This is a genomic window from Actinomadura sp. 21ATH, from assembly GCF_041951345.1.
Classification (GTDB): Bacteria; Actinomycetota; Actinomycetes; order Streptosporangiales; family Streptosporangiaceae; genus Spirillospora.
In genome coordinates, this window is record NZ_JBGNUR010000012.1 from 213,412 (window position 1) to 230,932 (window position 17,521).

General features: G+C 71.1%; 17 protein-coding genes and 2 tRNA genes. 12 read left to right on the top strand and 7 right to left on the bottom strand.

Annotation, left to right across the window (positions count from 1 at the left end):
* Positions 1–70: 70 nt before the first annotated feature.
* Positions 71–985: a PaaX family transcriptional regulator C-terminal domain-containing protein gene (locus tag ACA361_RS29685; RefSeq protein WP_375017360.1), complete on the bottom strand. Its 915-nt coding sequence runs from the start codon at positions 983–985 to the stop codon at positions 71–73.
* A gap of 307 nt (positions 986–1,292) precedes the next feature.
* On the opposite strand from ACA361_RS29685, the gene ACA361_RS29690 reads away from it, so the two are divergent.
* From ACA361_RS29690 to ACA361_RS29715, 6 genes are all read left to right on the top strand, one after another.
* The gene (locus ACA361_RS29690; RefSeq protein ID WP_375017361.1) at positions 1,293–2,141 is read left to right on the top strand and encodes an alpha/beta hydrolase; all 849 of its coding nucleotides are present in this window, start codon (positions 1,293–1,295) and stop codon (positions 2,139–2,141) included.
* A 63-nt stretch (positions 2,142–2,204) separates the two neighbouring features.
* Positions 2,205–3,743, top strand: a complete 1,539-nt coding sequence (locus ACA361_RS29695; RefSeq protein ID WP_375017363.1) for a carboxylesterase/lipase family protein — start codon at positions 2,205–2,207, stop codon at positions 3,741–3,743.
* Between the two features lie 90 nt (positions 3,744–3,833).
* Positions 3,834–4,301: a PPOX class F420-dependent oxidoreductase gene (locus ACA361_RS29700; RefSeq protein WP_375017365.1), complete on the top strand. Its 468-nt coding sequence runs from the start codon at positions 3,834–3,836 to the stop codon at positions 4,299–4,301.
* Between the two features lie 110 nt (positions 4,302–4,411).
* Positions 4,412–4,984 (top strand): hypothetical protein, encoded by a 573-nt coding sequence (locus tag ACA361_RS29705; RefSeq protein ID WP_375017367.1) that lies wholly within the window; start codon positions 4,412–4,414, stop codon positions 4,982–4,984.
* Between the two features lie 46 nt (positions 4,985–5,030).
* Entirely contained in the window at positions 5,031–5,687 is a 657-nt protein-coding gene (locus ACA361_RS29710; protein ID WP_375017369.1) for a response regulator transcription factor, read from the top strand.
* A complete protein-coding gene (locus tag ACA361_RS29715; RefSeq protein ID WP_375017371.1) occupies positions 5,684–6,811 on the top strand; it encodes a sensor histidine kinase in 1,128 nt (375 codons plus the stop codon). The genes ACA361_RS29710 and ACA361_RS29715 overlap by 4 nt, the downstream gene beginning before the upstream one ends.
* Positions 6,812–6,856: 45 nt before the next feature.
* On the opposite strand, the gene ACA361_RS29720 is transcribed toward ACA361_RS29715, so the two are convergent.
* Positions 6,857–7,210 (bottom strand): hypothetical protein, encoded by a 354-nt coding sequence (locus tag ACA361_RS29720; protein WP_375017373.1) that lies wholly within the window; start codon positions 7,208–7,210, stop codon positions 6,857–6,859.
* 87 nt (positions 7,211–7,297) lie between these two features.
* On the opposite strand from ACA361_RS29720, the gene ACA361_RS29725 reads away from it, so the two are divergent.
* Positions 7,298–7,636 (top strand): Imm51 family immunity protein, encoded by a 339-nt coding sequence (locus tag ACA361_RS29725; protein WP_375017375.1) that lies wholly within the window; start codon positions 7,298–7,300, stop codon positions 7,634–7,636.
* 95 nt (positions 7,637–7,731) lie between these two features.
* Here the strand turns inward: ACA361_RS29725 and ACA361_RS29730 are convergent, their stop codons facing one another.
* From ACA361_RS29730 to ACA361_RS29745, 4 genes are all read right to left on the bottom strand, one after another.
* A complete protein-coding gene (locus ACA361_RS29730) occupies positions 7,732–8,061 on the bottom strand; it encodes a helix-turn-helix domain-containing protein (protein ID WP_375017377.1) in 330 nt (109 codons plus the stop codon).
* Between the two features lie 432 nt (positions 8,062–8,493).
* On the bottom strand, positions 8,494–8,835 hold the full coding sequence (locus ACA361_RS29735; protein WP_375017379.1) for a winged helix-turn-helix domain-containing protein: 342 nt from the start codon (positions 8,833–8,835) through the stop codon (positions 8,494–8,496).
* Positions 8,836–9,069: 234 nt separating this feature from the next.
* Positions 9,070–9,143 (bottom strand) — tRNA-Phe (locus tag ACA361_RS29740).
* Between the two features lie 20 nt (positions 9,144–9,163).
* Positions 9,164–9,241: transfer RNA gene (locus ACA361_RS29745), tRNA-Asp, on the bottom strand.
* Positions 9,242–9,459: 218 nt separating this feature from the next.
* On the opposite strand from ACA361_RS29745, the gene ACA361_RS29750 reads away from it, so the two are divergent.
* The 3 genes from ACA361_RS29750 (at position 9,460) to ACA361_RS29760 (ending at position 13,561) form a co-directional block, all read left to right on the top strand.
* Positions 9,460–11,070, top strand: coding sequence for an adenylate/guanylate cyclase domain-containing protein (locus ACA361_RS29750; RefSeq protein WP_375017381.1), 1,611 nt, complete (start codon positions 9,460–9,462; stop codon positions 11,068–11,070).
* Positions 11,071–11,204: 134 nt separating this feature from the next.
* The gene (locus ACA361_RS29755; protein WP_375017383.1) at positions 11,205–12,062 is read left to right on the top strand and encodes a glycerophosphodiester phosphodiesterase; all 858 of its coding nucleotides are present in this window, start codon (positions 11,205–11,207) and stop codon (positions 12,060–12,062) included.
* Positions 12,063–12,184: 122 nt separating this feature from the next.
* The gene (locus ACA361_RS29760; protein ID WP_375017385.1) at positions 12,185–13,561 is read left to right on the top strand and encodes a sensor histidine kinase; all 1,377 of its coding nucleotides are present in this window, start codon (positions 12,185–12,187) and stop codon (positions 13,559–13,561) included.
* 58 nt (positions 13,562–13,619) lie between these two features.
* On the opposite strand, the gene ACA361_RS29765 is transcribed toward ACA361_RS29760, so the two are convergent.
* Positions 13,620–15,020 (bottom strand): cyclic nucleotide-binding domain-containing protein, encoded by a 1,401-nt coding sequence (locus tag ACA361_RS29765; RefSeq protein ID WP_375017387.1) that lies wholly within the window; start codon positions 15,018–15,020, stop codon positions 13,620–13,622.
* Between the two features lie 848 nt (positions 15,021–15,868).
* Between ACA361_RS29765 and ACA361_RS29770 the strand changes: the two genes are divergently transcribed.
* Together ACA361_RS29770 and ACA361_RS29775 are read left to right on the top strand one after the other, a co-directional pair.
* Positions 15,869–16,741 (top strand): helix-turn-helix domain-containing protein, encoded by an 873-nt coding sequence (locus tag ACA361_RS29770; RefSeq protein ID WP_375017389.1) that lies wholly within the window; start codon positions 15,869–15,871, stop codon positions 16,739–16,741.
* Between the two features lie 287 nt (positions 16,742–17,028).
* A complete protein-coding gene (locus ACA361_RS29775; RefSeq protein ID WP_375017391.1) occupies positions 17,029–17,238 on the top strand; it encodes a DUF397 domain-containing protein in 210 nt (69 codons plus the stop codon).
* Positions 17,239–17,521: the final 283 nt, after the last annotated feature.

Consider the following 17,521-nt stretch of genomic DNA (forward strand, 5'->3'; position numbering starts at 1 on the left):
ACGGCCCGGGCGGGCGCCGCGGCCCGGGCGGGCGCCGCACTCGTCAAGCCGCGCGGGATGGCCAGGCGGGTCAGGGGCCCTTGTGGGTGTGGTGGCGGACGAGGGGGGCCAGCTCAGGGGAGTGGCGGGCGATGATCTGGCGGACGCGGGTCTCGGCGAGCGGGCCGAGCGAGTCGTACAGCTCGGCGAAGACCTCGTGGGCGCGGCGGCGGGGCCAGCCGGCCGGGAGGAGTTCCTCGGGCAGCCTCGGGTCGACGCCGGGGAAGCTGATCCAGTCGTACATCAGCCCGGTGCGGGCCGGGAGGGCCTCCGCCGTGCCGACGGCCCCGTCCCGTACGCGGCCGAGGAGCGGCTCCCAACCGGTGATGAACGCGTCGTACGCCGACCGGATGCGTTCCAGGTCCCACGCGTCCACCGGGGTGACGCCCTGCGGGACGCCCGGCGGGACCTGGGCGGTCATGACGGCGTAGCTCTCGATCCCCAGCTCGGCGAGGAACCGCCCGGCCTCCTCCTCCCGCTCGTGGGGCGACACCCAGACCCCGTCGAACAGCGGCGCGAAGCCGAGCCAGCGCAGCCGTGCGCGGACCGCGCGCCGGGCGTTCCGGCGGTCCTCGGGCATCGAGAAGACGACCATGCGCCACCGCCCGTCCCACGGCGGCGCGGCGTCCCCGAACAGGATCGCGTTCCGCGACGCGTGGCCGAGCCGCACCTCGGCGGGAAGGCGGCGCGACAGGCCGTAGCCGGTCCGCCGGCCCGTCCTGGACGACTCCAGCACGCCCCGGCGCGCCAGCCGGTTGAGCGCCGCCCGCGCGGCGGCGGGCGAGATGCCGAACTCCCCGAGCAGCGCGACGAGCGCCGCCGACGGGAGGTGGTCGTGCAGCTCGTACCAGTAGTCCCCCAGCAGCGTGAGGAGCAGGTGCTGCGGCTGGGCGCCGCTCTGCGTCCGCGGGAGCCGGACCTCCGGATCGGTGCGCGTTTCCGTCACACCGCCCGAGTCTAGAGCCGCCCGGTGCCATCCGGATCACCGAAAAGCCGCAGATGAGTGAGCGTTCGGACCTCCGGCCGTCGCGTTTCGGTGTCGCCGGTGGGCGGCTGTGACGCGTCCCTGCGGGCCCTGTGCCCGCGTTGGTACGCCACCCACTCCTCGCTCCGAGGCATTGATGCGCTCCTCTCGACTTGCGACAGTTCAACGTGCGCGCGCCTCGCAAAGTGTTCCGCTTCGATCGGCGACACACCTGCCGACGCCCCGGCGGGAGCCCTCCTTCCCCGCCCCTACACGAGGAGATCGCATCGTGAACCCCAAACGGTTCATCCGGCGGCTGGCCAAGGCGAGCATCGTCTTCGGGCTGGCCGGCGCGCTGCTGCACGTCCCGGTCGCGCCCGCCCACGCGGCACCGGGCGGCTCGGGCCCGTACCCCGCCGACTACGAGACCAGCCTCCGGCTCCGCAACCACACGATCTACCGGCCGAACACCATCCCCGCCGACGTCAGGCTGCCGATCGTCGCCTGGGGCAACGGCGCCTGCCGGGCCGACGGCACCTGGTTCGAGAACATCCTCAAGGAGTTCGCCTCGCACGGCTTCCTGGTCATCGCGAACGGGCGGCCGGGCGGCTTCGGCCAGACCGACTCGGACATGCTCGTCGACTCCATCGACTGGGCGATCGCCGAGAACAACCGCGCCGGCAGTAAGTACCGCGGCAAGATCGACACCACCAAGGTCGCGGTGATGGGCCAGTCCTGCGGCGGCATCGAGGCGTACGAGGTCTCCAGCACCGACCGCCGCGTCACCACCACCGGCATCTTCAACAGCGGTCTCCTGAGCGCCGCCGACAAGCCGATGCTGTCGCGGCTCCGCGCCCCCGTCGGCTACTTCATCGGCGGCCCGTCCGACATCGCGTACGAGAACGCCATGGACGACTGGCGGCGCCTCCCGTCCGGCCTGCCCGCCTCCATGGGCAACCTCGACGTCGGCCACTTCGCCACGTACGACCAGCCCAACGGCGGCGAGTTCGGCCGCGTCGGCTCGGCCTGGATCAAGTGGCAGCTCAAGGGCGACGCCGCGGCCAAGGCCCAGTTCGTCGGGCCGAACTGCGGCCTGTGCAACACCGACTGGGACGTCCTGCAGAAGAACCTGAGCTGACGCACTACCAGGGGCCGCCCCACGCGGCGGCCCCTGGCACGCACCAGAGAGGAGCTCCCCCGTATGGCCCGACGCAGAACACTCGCCACCCTGGCCGCTCTCCTGACCGGACTCTCGCTCTCCACCGCCCCCGCCACCGCCCAGGCCGACACGACACCCATCGCGTACACCAGGGACGGCGCGGTGCGCGGCGTCTCCGGTGAGAACGGCTCCGCCTTCCTAGGCATCCCCTATGCCGCGCCACCGACCGGCGAACGCCGCTGGAAGGCGCCCGTACCGTCCGCCCCCTGGAGAGGTGTCCGGGACGGCACCAAACCGGGCAACCCCTGCATGCAGACAGGGTCGAAGACCCCATGGGGCGACCTCGCCGGTCCCGGCACGCCCAGCGAGGACTGCCTGTACCTGAACGTGCACGTCCCCTCCAAACGGCCCACGAAGCCGCGACCCGTCATGGTCTGGATCCACGGCGGCGGCTACACCATCGGCTCCGGGACGTTCTACGACGGCGGCGCCCTCGCCGAGCGCGGCGACGTCGTGGTCGTCAGCCTGAACTACCGGCTGGGCGCGTTCGGCTTCCTGGCGCACCCGGGCCTCACCGCCGAGTCCCGCACGTCCGGGAACTACGGCCTGCTCGACCAGCAGGCCGCGCTGCGCTGGGTGCGGCACAACATCGCCGCGTTCGGCGGCAACCCGGGCAACGTCACCGTCTTCGGCGAGTCCGCCGGCGGCGGCAGCGTCTGCCAGAACCTCATCTCGCCCACCGCGCGGGGCCTGTTCCACCGCGCCATCGCCCAATCCGGATGCGCGTTCCCGAGCGCGACCCGCGAGACCGCCGAGACCACCGGTGAACGCGTCGCGACCGCCCTGGGCTGCGCCGACACGGCCTGCCTGCGCGCCAAGCCCGCCGACCAGGTCCTCGCCGGGACCGCGGGCCGCGCCGCCTGGGCCCCGATCCAGGACGGCGTCGTCCTCCGCGGCCAGGTCATGGACGCGTTCCGGACCGGCGACTTCCCGCGCATCCCGGTCATCCAGGGCAGCACCCGCGACGAGGGCCGCCTCACCGTGGCGACCATGTACGACCTGGCCGGCCGCAGGCTCACCGCCGAGGAGTACCCCGCCGCCGTACGGCGCGCCTTCCCGGCCGACGCCGACCGGATCCTGGCCCGCTACCCGCTCTCCGACCACGGCTCACCCGCCGAGGCACTGGGGGCGATCTACACCGACGCCCAGTTCGCGTGCCTCTCGTACGCGTCCAGCACACTCCTGGCGCGGCACACCAGAACGTACGGCTACGAATTCAACGACCCCCACGCCATGGACTACCTGGGGCTCCCGCTGAGCTTCCCGCTGGGCGCCCCGCACGGCTCCGAGATCCGCTACATCTTCGGGAACGTCACGGGCACCCCGGAGCAGAACGCCCTGTCCGCCCGGATGCTCGCGTACTGGGCCGAGTTCGCCCGTACCGGAGACCCCAACGGCGGCGGCGCGCCGGCCTGGCAGCGGTTCCCGCAGGTCCAGGACCTCGCGCCGGGCGCCATCCGGCCCATCACCACCTTCGCCCAAGACCACGAGTGCGACCTGTGGTCGCAGATCAACGGCTGACCGTCCAGGGCGGCGCCGCCGGCCGGTCCGGCGGCGCCGCCCGCGACCTGCCGATGCCGCCGCGATCCCGCGGACCTACGCTGGGTGACCATGGCATCGATCGCGACGAACACCGAAGTGGACCTGGCCGGGCTGCTCGAATTCGTACGGCCCCGGCACCGCGCCGTCCTGCTGACCACCCGCGCCGACGGCGGTCCGCAGGGCTCCCCGCTGACCTGCGGGGTCGACGACTCCGGCCGGCTGGTGATCGCCACGTACCCGGAGCGCGCCAAGACCCGCAACGCGCGCCGCGACCCGCGGGTCAGCGTCATCGTCCTGTCCGACGAGTGGAACGGCCCATGGGTGCAGATCGACGGGACCGCCGAGGTGCTGGACGTCCCCGAGGCCGTCGAACCGCTCGTCGAGTACTTCCGCAACATCGCGGGCGAGCACCCCGACTGGGACGAGTACCGCGCCGCGATGGTCAAGCAGGGCAAGTCCCTCATCCGCGTGACCCCTCGGCGCTGGGGCCCGATCGCCACCGGCGGCTTCCCGGCCCACCTGGCCCCCGACGACTGACCCCGCCTGGCCACCCCCGAGGCGCGAGCACCGCGGTCGGCACGGCATCCTGGTCGAAAGCAGGAGGAGGGGGCGATGTCCGCATGCGGGGTGTTCAGAGGGAAGAACTCGTGTTGCGGCCGGACGTCCGGAAAGGGGTGTTCGTTCTCGTCGCCCTGGCGGTCGCCGGCACCGCCATCGTCGCCGCGATCCTGATCGGCGACGCCCCGACGGTGTTCGCCCCCGTCGTCGCCGCCGCGTTCGCCCTCATGATCCTCCTGGCGGTCGGCGGCCTCCTCGGCGCCCGGATCATCCTGTCGCCGCGCGAGATCGTCGTGAAGTGGCTGTTCGTCCGGCGGCGCCGGCCGCGCGCGCACGTCGCGGAAGCGGTCCGCGCGACGATCACCGCGCCGCGCGGGGCGGCCGGCGAGAGCCTGTTCCTCCTCGGCCCGCGCCGCGACCTGGTCATCAGGATCTCCGGGGCCGGCTACACGCGCGAGGACCTCGACCGCCTGGTGGACGCGCTCGGCGTGCCGTGCCGCGTCTTCGACGGCCCGGTGACGCCCGGCGAGTTCGCCGAGTCGTACCCGGGCCTCCTGCCACAGGCCGAGCGGCATCCCTACCGGATCGCGTTCGCGGTGACGGGCGTCGTGTGCGCCGCGGTCCTGGCCCTGGTCCTCGTCTCGGTCGCGACGGCGTCCTGACCGCTGTGACGCGGCTGTGACCGCGAAACGGGCATGGTGACCGGTGATGAGAGTGCTGGTGGCCGAAGACCATGCCGAGCTGGCGCGGTCCGTGGCCCGGGTCCTGAACCGGGAGGGGATGGCCGTGGACGTCGCCCTCGACGGCCGGGCCGCGCTGGACCGCACCGCGCTGACCGACTACGACGTGCTCGTACTGGACCGCGACCTCCCCGTGGTGCACGGCGATGACGTCTGCCGCGCGCTGGCGGCCCGCCCGCACCGCCGGACCCGCGTCCTGATGCTCACCGCCTCCGGAACGGTCGCCGACCGGGTCGAAGGGCTCAGCCTCGGAGCCGACGACTACCTGCCGAAACCCTTCGCGTACGCCGAACTGGTCGCCCGGATCCGCGCCCTCGGACGCCGGGCGCAGCCCGCGCTGCCCCCGATCCTGGAGCACGGCGACCTGCGGCTCGACCCGGCGCAGCGCGTCGTCACCCGCGCCGGGCTCCGCCTGGCGCTCAGCCCGAAGGAACTGGCCGTCCTGGAGTACCTCCTCGCCGCCGAAGGACGCGTCGTCTCCGCGGAGGAACTGCTGGAACGCGTCTGGGACGAGGCGGCGGACCCGTTCACCACCACGGTCAAGGCGACGATCAACCGCCTGCGGGCCAAGCTGGGCGCCCCGCCCGTGATCGAGACCGTTCCGCAGAGCGGTTACCGGATATGAGGCCCCGGACGGTCCGGACGCGCCTCACGCTGCTGTACGGGACGCTGTTCACCGCCTCCGGCGCGGTCCTGCTGGCGATCACGTTCCTGCTCGTCCGGCGGAACACGATCTTTAAGGTCCTGGTGCCGTGCGTCGGCATGAAGCCGGAGGAGTGCCGGTACCGGCTGCCCGGCTCGCCCCCCGACACGGCCGCCCCGATCCGCGCCCTGAGAGAGCGGCAGGACGCGCTGGTCCAGGGGTTCCTCGTCCAGGCCGGCATCGCACTGGCGATCATGCTGGTGGTCTCGCTGGCGCTCGGCTGGTTCATCGCGGGCCGGGTGCTGCGGCCGCTGCGCACGATGACGGCGACCGTGCAGCGCATCTCGGCGCGGAACGTCCACGAGCGCCTGGCCCTCGCCGGCCCCCGCGACGAGCTCAAGGACCTCGCCGACACCGTGGACGGCCTGCTCGGCCGCCTGGAGGCCGCGCTCGACTCGCAGAAACGCTTCGTCGCCAACGCCGCGCACGAACTCCGCACCCCGCTCACCCTCGAACACGCGCTGCTGGAGGAGACGCTCACCGACCGCCGGCCGACCATCGAGACGTTCCGCGCGACCTTCGAACGCATCCTGCGGATCAGCGACCAGCAGGCGCGGCTGCTGGAGTCCCTGCTCACCCTCGCCACCAGCGAACGAGGGCTGGACGCCCGCGTCCCCGTCGACCTCGCCGCACTCACCGAACAGGTCCTCGCCACCCAGCCGCAGGACGGCCCGCGCGTGAACCGGCGACTCGACCCCGCCGCCCTGGAAGGCGACCCCGCCCTGGTCGAACGCCTCGTGGCCAACCTCCTCGACAACGCGATCCGTTACAACGTCCCCGGCGGAAGCGTCGACGTGCGCACCGGATCGCGGGACGGCCAAGCCACGATCAGCGTGAGCAACACCGGCCCGGTCGTCCCGCCCGAGCAGGTGGCCCGGCTGCTCGGACCGTTCCAGCGCCTGGACCGTTCCGCCCGCGACGACGGCCACCACGGCCTCGGCCTCTCCATCGTCCACGCGATCGCCCTGGCCCACGGCGGCACCTTCACCGCGACCCCCCGCCCAGACGGCGGCCTATCCGCAAAGGCCACCTTCCCCACCGCTTGACACCACCCTCAAAGCCCTTCCCTCCAACATCCGGCAACGCCCCCTTCACACCAAGGCCCCGCCGAGCCGCCTCCAACAACCGCCGACGCCGCCGACCGGCCTCAGAATCGACTCCCACCGAACCTCGCCTTCACCTTCCGCGATCGACAGCTCGGCCCTGCCCTCATCGAACGTCAGCGGATGCGGAAAATGGCCGACACCACGCCTGCGCGCGACAGCCACGCAGCGGCTGACCGCATGCCCGTACTCGGTGTAAGCGATGGCGCGCTGCTCGTCCCAACGCACCTGCGTCCGACGCCTCCAGCGCAGCCTCTCGGTCGCCGCGGTGGCCAGATACGTCGACGCCGCACCCACCACCACACCGATGAGCACTGGAAGCTGCCCCGCGAGACCCGCCATGCGTTCCCCTCGGCACAGGCACCCTCTCCGCGCCGGCATGGCCTCTGAGGGTTGCCCCTTCCGCGTCCAAAGTGCCATCATCCGCCGATGACTCCGTTGCGGCTGATCGAGACCAGGCCCGGAGCGTTCTCGCTGCTACTGAACGCCGGGACGACGCGGGTCGACGACCTCGTCGAGCAACTCGACCACGAGCCGAACGGCTACTTCTGGGAAGGCGTCGCGCGCTACCTCGTGAGCACGGAGGCGGGCGATCTCGAAGGACGCTTCTCGTACGACCCGGAGGGCGGCATGTTCTGCGCGTACGGCGACGACCGTCCCGCCCTCCAAGAACTAGGGACCCTGATGAGCGCCGTCGCCAACGACGAAGACCGCATGCGATCCCTGCTCACGACCGCCGAGGCCACCGGCTTCGACCTCGACGACTGACCCGCGCACCCCAGCCACCTTCACACGACCGTGAGCTGCCGAAGAGCGCGCCACGACAGGGCGCTGCTGCCATCAGGGCCGCCGTGTCTAGGGCGTCAGGTGACCTTGATCGAGTGGGGGCCGACGCTGACGGTGATGTCGACGTGGCCGCCGAGCGCGGTGGCGTAGGCCCGGAGCGTTTCCAGCTCCATGGCTTCGATGTCGCCGTTCTCGATCTGCGAGACACGGGACTGTGAGACGCCGAGAACCTGAGCGACCTCGGCCTGTGTCTTTCCGACGGCCTTGCGAAGTTCCTTGAGGTGGTGGCCGGCGACGTAGGCGTCCAGTTCGGCGCGTGCCCTGGCCTGGCGCTCGGGATCGGCCAGTTCGGGGTTGCGGCGGTGCGCTTCGGCCCTGACATCCTGCCAGCGACGTCCAGTACTCATCGTCCGGCCTCCTTGTCCTTCGCGGCCCGGTACTCGACATAGCGATGCGAATCTCCGACCGGCCACGGCTTCCAGGCCGTAGTTCCTTAAGGTTGCGCAGTTCGCTGTGTTCCAGGGTGTCGACGAGTGGGCGTCCCAGAGTCGGCCCGACCTCGGCCGGCCTGTCGATGGCTTGCTCGATCAACGCTGCGGTGTCCAGGTCGGACTCGCACATTTGAGGAACCAGCTCTCGACCGGTTCGAGGAGGATGACATCCCAGGCCACAGAGCCAATATAACCTCTGGCTAATATCGGCGGACGACCTCACGGCGATCGTCGTTGAGCCTGAGCTGTCCGGAGAGGGCTAGAAACCCGCCTGCGTTGGGGGTGTGGGCATGACGACGCGTGCGGTAGCTCGTGAGGGGAGTCGGGCAGCTACAAACGCGGCTCGGCTCACAGGTCCCGTGTCCGCTCGTCGAGCTCGTCGAGCTTGGCTTTCTGTTGCCGGAGATGCTCTCTGATCTCCTGGAGCTGGTTCCACAGGAGTGTGAACTCCTCGGAAGGCTCGGGAGGGGCGTCTCCGGCTTCATCATGTTCGGGCGCGCCCGTGACCACGCTGGGTATGCCCTGCCTGCTCGTGATGATCCCCTCCTCGCGGAGGACGGCTAGCGCACGCTCGATCGTCGCGCCGGCCGCGCCGAACCGCTCACGGAGCTTGGCTATGGACGGGAGCGTCTCCCCTACCGCGTACCGGCCTGAGGCGATGTCCTGCCGCAACTCGTCGGCGATGCGCACATAAACCTTGCGGCGATCAGCGGGCCCATGTCTTCCCATGTCGCCAGCATAGCGGCACAACTTAGGTTCGTGGGTTTCTAGGAAAGTTCGGTCAGAGGTGTGACCTACCCACTTTCATAGGTGATCCATGATGGCGATCTACGCGCATATTTCGCACGCGCTCGGCTGAGGACGTTGCCGTCAAAAAGGCCCGGAACCGTATTCGGTCCGGGCCTTTTGGCTGTTCAGAAGGTGTGGGCAGGGGCGGGGTCGAACCGCCGACCTTCCGCTTTTCAGGCGGACGCTCGTACCGACTGAGCTACCTGCCCATGACGCGCATCCGCACGTCTGGCGGTCCTGACGGGATTTGAACCCGCGGCCTCCACCTTGACAGGGTGGCGAGCACTCCTAACTGCTCCACAGGACCTTGCTGTTCCGAGCCTAGTGGCTCCGGAGGTGTGGCCTTGACCGGGCTGGCCCGTTTCTTGGCGACGTCCGGAAGCATACGCGATGGCCGAGGGCAGCGCCAACTCGTTAACGGGGAGGCCGGCGGGCCCATAGTACGGTGAGGCTTATCCGTGGCGTCTGGAGGCGGATGTGACCGGCAGGGCGGTGGGGCGCGGTCTTCAGTTGGTGCCGCGGACGATGCTGGAGCTGCGGGTTCGCTGGGTGCTGCTCGTGGTGGTGGGGGTCGCGAACCTCGGCGGCGCGCTGGTGGTGCTGCTGTTCGCGATCTTCGTGGTGCCGGATCCGCCGCTGGCCGATGTGGAACGGGTCAGGCTCGTCAACACGGTCGCGTTCTTCAGCTATCCGCTGGTCGCGGGGCCGTTCGCGCTGCTCGCGGGGCTGTATCTGTGGCGGCCCGTGGTGCGGCTGGTGCGGGAGGGCGGGGTGCCGGACGGGGCGCAGCGGCGGGCCGTGCTGCTGGGGCCGTTGAGGCTGACGCTTCTCGTCGGGGCGCTGTGGGTCGTCGGGGCGGTCGGGTGGGCCGTGCTGGACGTGACGCTGTTCAGCGCGCGGCTGGCGGTCAAGACGGGGCTGACCTGCCTGCTGGGGGCCATGACCACGTGCACGATCGTCTACCTGCTGTCCGAGCGGCTGCTGCGGCCGGCGGCCGCGCTGGTGTTGGCCAGCGAGCAGCCGGGGCGGATCCGGCTGCCGGGGGTCACGACGCGGGTGATGCTGGCCTGGGCGCTGGGGACGGCGATCCCGGTGCTGGGGCTGATCTGCGTGGCCATCGCGGCGCTGGCGGCGCCGGACATCGACACGACGCAGCTGGCGATCACGATCCTGGGGCTCGGGGGCGCCGCCCTGAGCGTGGGGATGTACGTGACGTACATCGCCACGCAGGCCATCGCGGATCCGATCAAATCGGTACGGCTGGGGATGGCCCGGGTGGAGCGCGGCGATCTGGGCACCGGGGTGCCGGTGTACGACGCCAGCGAGGTGGGGCAGCTCCAGGTGGGGTTCAACCACATGGTGGCCGGGCTGCGGGAGCACGAGCGGCTGCGGGACCTGTTCGGGCGGCACGTGGGGGAGGAGGTCGCGGGGCTGGCGCTCGAGCGGGGGGACATCGAGCTCGGCGGGGAGACGCGCGAGGTGGCGGTGCTGTTCGTCGATCTGACGGGGTCGACGCGGCTGGCCGAGACGCACCCGCCGGGCGAGGTCGTCGAGCTGCTCAACATGTTCTTCGGCGTGGTCGTCGATGTCGTGGCGGCGCACGGGGGCTGGATCAACAAGTTCGAGGGGGACGCGGCGCTGGCGATCTTCGGGGCGCCGACGGAGATCGAGGACGCGGCGGGCGGCGCGCTGGGGGCGGCGCGGGAGCTGGCCGTGCGGCTGCGTACGGAGGTGCCTCAGCTGGACGCGGGTATCGGCGTCTCGGCGGGGCCCGTGGTGGCCGGCTACATCGGGGCCGAGCAGCGGTTCGAGTACACGGTGATCGGCGATCCGGTGAACGAGGCGGCGCGGCTGAGCGATCTGGCGAAGGTGGCGCCGGGCCGGGTGCTCGCGTCGGGGACGGTGCACGAGCTGGCCCATCGGGACGAGGCCGTGGAGTGGGACGTCGGCAAGCCGGTGACGCTGCGGGGCCGGCGGCGGCAGACGCGGCTGGTCGTGCCGCGGCCCGTGGTGATCGCGGAGCCGGTGCCGGAGGCGGCCGTGTCGGCGGCGCGGCGGCTGCGGCGGAGGATCCGCGGACCGCGCCGGGCATTTCCCAAGCAAGCGGAACCCGCGCCAGAAACTCCACAATCCTGACATTCGAAACAAGTGCCATAAAAGCGGGCGCACAACGTCATCGCGAGTACACGATCTGCTATCGCCCCGTTACTTTCGTGTCAGCATGCACCTCGAAGGTGGGAACGAACATGACCTACCACGAAGGGTGACACATGCTCCGACGATTCGGTCTCTCGCTCGTCGCGGTCGTGGCCGGGACGGCGCTCACGGGTACGGCGGCGAACGCCGGCACACGCGCCGCGGACGTCGTCAACGTCGCGCACCGGGGCGCCTCCGCGAGCGCGCCGGAGAACACGGTCGCGGCGTTCAGGGTGGCGCGGCGGCAGGGCGCCGACCGGTTCGAGGTCGATGTGCAGGAGACAAAGGACCACAAACTGGTCGCCATTCACGACACCACGCTGGACCGGACGACCAACGTCGAATCGGTGTATCCACAGCGCAAACCGTGGAAGGTCGGGAGTTTCACGCTCGCCGAGATACGGAGACTCGACGCCGGCTCGTGGTTCGACAAGAGCTACCGGGGCGAGCGCGTTCCCACGCTCCGCGAAACGCTGCGCGCCATGCAGACCAGCGGGATGGGCGTCCAGCTGGAGATCAAGTCGCCGCGGCTGTACCCGGGCATCGAGCGGCGGATCGCCGCGGAACTGCGGGCCAACCCCGCCTGGACGAGGCGGCGCCTGGTGGTGCAGTCGTTCGACTTCGCCTCCATGCGGCGGTTCCACGAGATCATGCCGGCGGCGCCGATCGGGCTCATCGGCACGCCCGCCAAGCGCGACCTGCCCAAGCTGGCGCGGTACGCCGACCAGATCAACCCGCCGTACGGCGACGTGACGGCGTCCTACGTCAAGGCCGTCCACAGGCAGAAGATGACGGTCTTCACCTGGACGGTCGACGCCAGGTCCAAGATGAGGCGCGCGATCGCCCTCGGCGTGGACGGGATCATCACCGACCGGCCCGACCGGCTCAGCGACGTCATCGCGAAGTACCGCTCGGACGAGGACGACGACTGAACGGCGCGGGCCCGTGACGGACGCCGGCCGCTGACGATCTTTGTCGTCTCTTGCCCCTCCTTCGACCGCCCCGCCGCCCGCGGAGTGGTTACCTCGCGAGCGAGGGTCCTACGGGGGGTGGGGTGAGCAGGCGGCACAAGTGGTCGATCCGCGTCCGGATGGCGGTCCGGACGGGCATCGTCACGGCCCTGGTCTCGGCGCTCATCAACGTGCTGCTCATCGTGGGCATCCGGGACCAGGCGGCCGACTACAAGGCGCAGGAGATCGCCACCGCCGCCCTGCAGATCGTCTCGCTGGTGGAGCGCGGCCGGGCGGCGCCCGTGCTGCCGCCGACCGGGGACGTCGCCATCCAGGTCGTGGAGCCGGCCGGCACCGTCGTCGCCGCGACGCCGGATCTGCGGGGCCGGCCGCGGATCGCGGCGTTCACGCCCCCTGTGGACAGCAAGTACTCCGACCGCGTCATGTGCCCGCCCGCCGGCATGAGGAGCTGCATGCGGGTGATCGCGTTCCGGACGTACCTGCCGGGCGCCGAGCGGATCGTGTACGCCGCCGACGAGGCCGTCCCCTGGTACCTGAGCGGCGCCCTGTGCACGTTCCTGTTCGCGGTGACGCTGCTGGTGAGCCTGCTGACGGCGCTGCGGACCTGGCGGACGGTGGACCACGCGCTGGCCCCGGTGGACGACATCAGGCGCGAGCTGCTGGAGATCACCGCCACCGAGTCGGCCCGCCGCGTCCCGGTCCCGGAGAGCCGGGACGAGATCGGGAAGCTGGCGGAGGCGGCGAACGACACGCTCGACCGCCTGGACGCCGCCCTGGAGCAGCAGCGCCGCTTCACCTCCGACGCCTCGCACGACCTGCGCAGCCCGATCACCGCGGCCCGGCTCCAGCTGGAGGAGGCCCTGCTGAGCCCGGCGGACTCCGACTGGCCGAAGGTGGGACGGGCGGTGCTGGGCAGCCTGGACCGGCTCCAGGCGATCGTGAACGACCTGCTGGAGCTCGCCCGCCTGGACACGGCGGCCGAGCGTCCCAGGACCGCCGGCGAGGACGCGGAGCCGGTCGATCTGGCCGCGCTGGTCTCGGCCGAGCTGGAGCGCGCGCCGCGCAAGGGCACCCGGGTCGTGCCGCGCCTCCAGGCGAACGTGCTGGTGCGCGGCGACCCGCTGCGGCTGTCGCGGCTGCTCACGAACCTGATGGACAACGCCGAGCGGCACGCCGTCGCCGAGATCACGGTGACCGTACGGGCGGCGGGCGACGTGGCGGTCCTGGAGGTCCTGGACGACGGCAGCGGGGTCGCGGTGGAGGACCGGGAGGCGGTGTTCCAGCGCTTCGCCCGGCTCAAGGACGCCTGCGACCGGGACGCGGGCGGTACCGGGCTGGGGCTGCCGATCGCCCGCCAGATCGCGCGGATGCACCAGGGCACGCTCACGCTGGAGGACAGTTCCTCGGGGGCCCGCTTCGTCCTCAGGCTCCCCAGGTGGTTCCGGGGGCCGGGGGACTGAGGCGGGGCGCGAGGCCGGCCGGGGCGGGGGAAGGGACCCGGCAGGCGAGCGTCGCGCGTCAGGCGGCGGCGGGCGGGACGGCGGGACCGGACAGGTGCATCCAGCCGGTGTACCGAGCGCCCTTCAGCGTGAAGCCGAACTTCTGGTAGCTGCCGGGGTCGACGAACCCCGGGGCGTGCGCGACCACGTTGTCGTACACGAAGTCGGAGGCGATGAAGCCCAGGTCGGAACGGGTCTCGGCGAGCCGCCGCTTGAGCGGCGGGGCGTCCAGCAGCCGGGCGGTGTGGTTGACGGCCGAGCTGGACACGCCTTCGGCGTCAGGCATGACGGGCCCGACGTGCAGGGACAGCCGCAGCTGGACGCGCATGGCGTCGCTGGAGCGGTGGTTGTGGCGGCGCAGGCCCGCGAGCAGGTGGGCCAGCATGGGGTCGATGACGGACGCGGTGGGCATCTCGGGCGGCACGACGATGAGGGCGCCGTCGCCGCGGTCCTCGCGGTAGCAGGCGTTCCAGGGCACGTCGGAGTTCTCGAACGCGCCGCGCAGCAGGTCGTACATGACGCGCCGGATCTCCACCCGGTCGGCGTCGTTGCGCCGCCGGGCGGTGAACTCGGCGATGTCGACGAACATGATCGAGCACATCCGGCCGGCCCACGCGGGCGTGGACTCGACGGTGGCCTCGATCGCGGCGGGCGCGGGTGCCGGGACCGGTGCGGGAACCGGTGCCGGGACGGCGTAGACGTGCGGCGGCGGCGCGGCGGGCGCGTACGGGACCGCGAAGCCGGTGAACGGCGCGTCCCCGCCCGGCCCGGCGGGTTCGCCGGGCCCGATCGGCCCGCCGGTCTCGGTCAGCCGCTCGTACAGCTCCTTCTCCAGGATGGCCACGACGCGGGTGTGGTCGGCGAGGAAGGCCGCGAACTCCTGCGTGGTCATGCGCAGGGCCCGCACGCCGTCGAGCGCGACGACGGTGGCGGAGCGCTGCCGCAGCATGAGGGCCGCGCGCTCGCCGATGATGTCGCCGGGGCCGCGGGTGGCGACGATGCGCTCCCGCCCGTCCCGGACGACGCAGACCCGGACGTAGCCGGACAGGATCACCACGAGGTGGTCGGCGACCTCGCCCTCCTGCCAGAGGACGGCCCGCGCGGGGTAGTCGACGCCGGCCGCGGCGGTGACGAACGCGTGCCGCTCCATCTGCGTGAGCGACTGCCAGAACCCGCGGTCGGGCGCGCCCGCCGGCGGCACCGGCGGCGGCAGGACGGGCGGCTGCTGCGCCGGGGCCTGTGCCGGGGCCTGCGGCGCCGCCTGCACGGGATGCGGCGCGGAACGGTGGACGGAGCGCTGGTGGGTGTGGGACCGGTCGCGCCCGCTCTTCTGGGACGGCCGGGTCGGGTCGCCCGGCCGCCGCGGCGTGCGGCCGAGGCGGTCGGGGTCGTGCCGGTGCGCCGGACGGCCTGCGATCATGGGGCCTCCTTTCCCGGGACGGGGGTCGCTCTCCGTGAGGGGAAGGGGTGGCGGCGGCCGGTGGTCGGGGCGGGAGTGGGCGTCGGGGCCGAAGACTGTGCCGGGGAAGAAGACTGGTCTGCGTGCATGTTCGGAACACCCCATGCTCGAATGCGATTTCCGGCGGTGATGTCCTGGTCGGCGGTCCGGCCTGACCGAATGGAGCGGTGCACCGGGGCGGAAGTCGCGTCACCTATGGCCTGAACCGCGAGGGCGCGGTTAGACTGGGTGAGTCCGCAAGGGTCGTTTCCCCTGGTCAGCGTTCCGTTCCGCGAGTGCGCGAAGCGGGCTTCGCCGATATTGGGGGACGATCCCGCGGGCCCGAAGGAGTCGCCCTCCGCTTTCCTTCGATCGGCCTGGCTGCCTACCGGTGATCGAAGGTGAGTCCGAGGGCGACTCTATTTATTTGTGCTGTTCGCCCGTTTTGTGGGCGACTCGGTTGGGATCTGCTCGCGGCCTCCCGGTTCCGAGGGTCCTCGCTGCGCGAGGGACGGCCCGGCGTCGTCGCCCGGCCTCATCACCCAGCGTCAAGATCATTTGATCACTCTAGCATGCGGTACGCTCGGTGTCAGCGCGGCCCCTACCAATCTGCTACCTAGCACGCTACAACATAGAGAGGCGACATGCAGCAGAGCGGAAGCTGGAAATGCAACTTTCGCTCCCCCTTCGCCCGCTCGTCGCCGCATGATCGCCCAGATTGGGGGAAGTGGCCCGGCGGAACGTGCCCGGATGGCACCATCTAACGTGGCAGGTATCCATGTGCTACATAGCACGGCAGTTCATGGCAACGACTACTTAGAGTGAGTGAGATGGCAAGTGACCAGGGGCCCATCGTTCAGAGCGCGCTGCTGAGAAGCGAGCTCGTCAGACTCCGCAAAGAGAAGGGGATGACGCAGGAACAGGTGGCCCGCTCGCTGGAGTGGTCACCGTCCAAGCTCATTCGCGTCGAAGGCGGCAAGAACTCGATCACCCGCACCGACCTCCAGGCCCTGCTGATGGCGTACGACGTCACCTCGGAGAGCAGGCAGGAACGGCTGCAGGCGCTCGCGCGCGGGGCCCGCGAGCCGGCGTGGTGGAACAAGTACAAGGGCGAGATCGACGACATGTTCCTCACGTTCGTCGGTTACGCGGCGGGCGCCTCCTACATCAGGCATTTCGCCGGCACGCTCATCCCCGGACTCCTCCAGACCCGTGAGTACGCCGAGGTCATGAGCACCGGGATCACCAGCGAGAGCAGGCGCAGCGTCGCCGTGCGGATCCGCATGCAGCGGCAGGAGGAGCTGGCCCGCCGCGAGACGCCGCCGCGCCAGTTCTACATCCTCGACGAGGCGGTGATCCGCCGCCACGTGGGCATCGGGGTCGACCCAGGGATCATGCCCGCGCAGCTCAACGAGATGGCGAACGCGGCCGAGGAGCGCGACGACCTGACGATCCGGGTGGTCCCCTTCGCCGCGGGCGCCCACCTGGGCCTGTACGGGCCGTTCACGCTGCTGGAGTTCGAGGGCGGGCTCGGTGACGTCCTCTACATGGAGGGGCGGCCCGGCACCAGCGTCATGTACTCCGGCGACGACGCTCAGATCGTCGACTACCGGGACCACTTCGAGACGCTCCTGGAGGGGGCGCTTCCGGCCGACAAGTCGATCGCCCTGATCCGGCAGGCCGCGGAGGACCTGATGGCCTGACCCCGTTCCGGCTTTCCTTCCGCCCGGCTTCCTCCCGCCCCGTATCGATCATCACAGGAGGTGACGGCCCCGATCGGCACCCACAAGGGCGAGCGGCCTTCATAGCGCACAGGGTGATCTTGTGTTCCCGGTGTAGGCGGAATTACTAGGACCGTTTACACTCATGAACGGGAAATTTTCCACAAGGTCGTGGTTTGTTGTGCCCTGCTCAGCTCTTGGCTCGGTGGGTGTCCTTGCCTGTTCGGTGGCGAGACAGACCCCGCCAGCAATGGATGGAGGGTTGCTGGATGGTGGATCGGCCGAATCGGGGGGCCGCGCTGGACTGGCGCAAGAGCAGCGCGAGCGAGGAACAGGATTGCGTCGAAGTGGCGGTCACCGGCGGGTCGGTGCTGGTACGGGACTCCCGCGCCCCGGCGGCCGGCATGCTCGAACTCGCTCCCGCGCAGTGGTGGCGGCTCTTGCGGCACATCGTCGATGATGATGAGGAGGCCCGCTGAGTCAGGTGACTCAACGCGCGATGGTGCGTCATGAGTGAATGACCGCGAGCTTCTCGGTGTTGGAGGGGCGCCCTTTCGGGCGTCCCTTTCCTTCGTGTGCCCCGAATGCCTTCCGCGGCGCGGGCGGCGCCCCGGCGGCCGCGGGACCGGGAGCCGTTTGCGGGGATTCCCGCCGCATCCCCGTCGCCTCGTTCGCGCTCCGGTTAGCAGATGGTGCCCATTAGCGCTGCGTAATCACGTCAGGGTTCGCCCGCACCCGCCGGCCCGTGCCCGCACCTCCGAC